Consider the following 1,850-nt stretch of genomic DNA (forward strand, 5'->3'; position numbering starts at 1 on the left):
CACGTGACTGCATACGTACTCTCTGACGAGGACATGTTCTTGCTGAAAGCTGTCTCGGGTGGAGACTTGGGAAGCGGAAGACGACGAGATATCGAAGACATGCGAGTGTACGCGCAACGCGGACTAACGTATGAGGCCATCTTAGAAGAGATAGAGGAACAACGCCCATTCAACACGGGTTCAACTGAAGCACGACACATCCGCGATCGGTCTCACCCGCTGTTCGCTATTGAGACTGCAGTGCATTCGCTCTCTGGGCTACCTTCGTCGTTCTCGAATCGCATCTCTGGGTTCGCAACCGAATTCGAGGTTGAGTACTTCGTTCTGGGAGCAATAGATGACGGTCTGCACGGTGACGGAGCGATTTGGGAGTATGTTCTGTCGAACGTGCGGTCGCTTTCACACGATGATGAGGAAGCAGTCTCAGAGGCCATCAATCGTCTTATCGACAAGCAAATCCTTGAACGAGACAGTGACTCACTCAATCTGAAACACTCGGTGTGATTCGTGAACCCCCGCTCCCGTACCCTCGGGCACTCCCGGACGAGCGTTTCTGCCACACGCTTCAAACTGGTCTCCGTGATGATTCGATACTAAGAACCTCTGTAAAACTCCTGAGTACCGTATCATGCTGGGAGGTTGTGAGCGTCTCCTCGTTGCTCATTGTATGAGGATACAGACATACGTCTGGATTAAAAATGACGAACATGAAAGTTTATCCGAAGGTACCACGCTACGATCATCCGGTCGTCTCAGACGCATTTTACGAGGCTGACGATCTCACACTGCTTGAGAAGTTCGACGGGAGTAGCTTCCGATTTACCCTCTACGATGACCGATATGCGGAGCTATACCCGGACCAAGTCGAATCCGCAGCCGACGGCGATGGTAGTGTAGTGTTTGGAACCCGGAAATCTATTCGAGGCTGTCACCACGATGATCTCGATGACATCGATGGGGCACTCCATCGGGCAGTTCGTTGTCTTCGAAACGGAGTCGACACGACGGTCCTTCGCAGGTTCCACGACGAATACGATTCGCCACTGATTGTGTATGCCGAAAACCTCGTCTACTCGACGCTGGATTACGGCTACACTGACCGTGATCTTCCCGCACTCATCGGATTCGACGTGCTTCCGTATGCCGAAATAGAGACAATGACGCCGCCCGGAAATCCATACGAAGAGACGTTTGAGGAGTTTCTCTCGACGGAAGAAGCATGGGAGCTCTTTGAGCAAATCTGTATTGAAGGGGCCCCGACCACTGTCTCGTTCGTTCCCGCACGGATTCTCGACTCTCCCGCCGGTGGTTTCGATCCAGACTCATACGACTTCCCGTCGTCGTCGCTGGCATCTGGGGTTACGGTTGAGGGCATCGTTGCAAGAAGTGACAAGCATGCTCGTCGAATTAAGCTCGTCCGTGAGGAGTTCAAGGAACTCAATCGTGAGCAGTTTGGTCGACTTCCGGAAGATACCGAATCAGGTGCCGAATACGTCGTTGCCTGTTACTGCACACCAGCACGGATCCGCAAACAAATCCGAACCATGGTTCTCGAAGACGGCCGTGAGTTCGGCCTCCATCTAAACGAGGATCTGTATCCTCGCGTTATCGAAGATATGTGGGCTGAGAATTGGCCGGAACTAATGAAGCTTGATATCCCGTTCACTCCTGCTGACGTGTATCCACTCGTTGCCAAGCGATGTATCACCGAACTTCGAAAGATGCAGACAAATGCCGAATTGAACGAAACTGATCCGACGGCTGTCTGGGAGCACCTTTCTTGATACGGTGAAAATCTCTCTCTATTTCGCTTTCAGATTGTGAACAACATCGAGCCAGTCGACAATCTC

At 52.0% G+C, this 1,850-nt stretch carries 1 protein-coding gene and 1 pseudogene; both read left to right on the forward strand.

What is annotated here, in order from left to right; all coding sequences use genetic code 11:
* Positions 1-504: pseudogene (locus tag NO877_RS19675) on the forward strand (hypothetical protein); the annotation flags it as partial.
* 203 nt (positions 505-707) lie between these two features.
* On the forward strand, positions 708-1,784 hold the full coding sequence (locus NO877_RS19680) for a hypothetical protein (protein ID WP_379827617.1): 1,077 nt from the start codon (positions 708-710) through the stop codon (positions 1,782-1,784).
* Positions 1,785-1,850: the final 66 nt, after the last annotated feature.

This window comes from Halohasta litorea (genome assembly GCF_024494645.1).
In the GTDB taxonomy this organism is placed as follows: domain Archaea; phylum Halobacteriota; class Halobacteria; order Halobacteriales; family Haloferacaceae; genus Halohasta; species Halohasta litorea.

Coding starts and splice junctions, on each gene's coding strand:
- NO877_RS19680 (WP_379827617.1), top strand. CDS start 708: ATGAAAGTTTATCCGAAGGTACCACGCTACGATCATCCGGTCGTCTCA.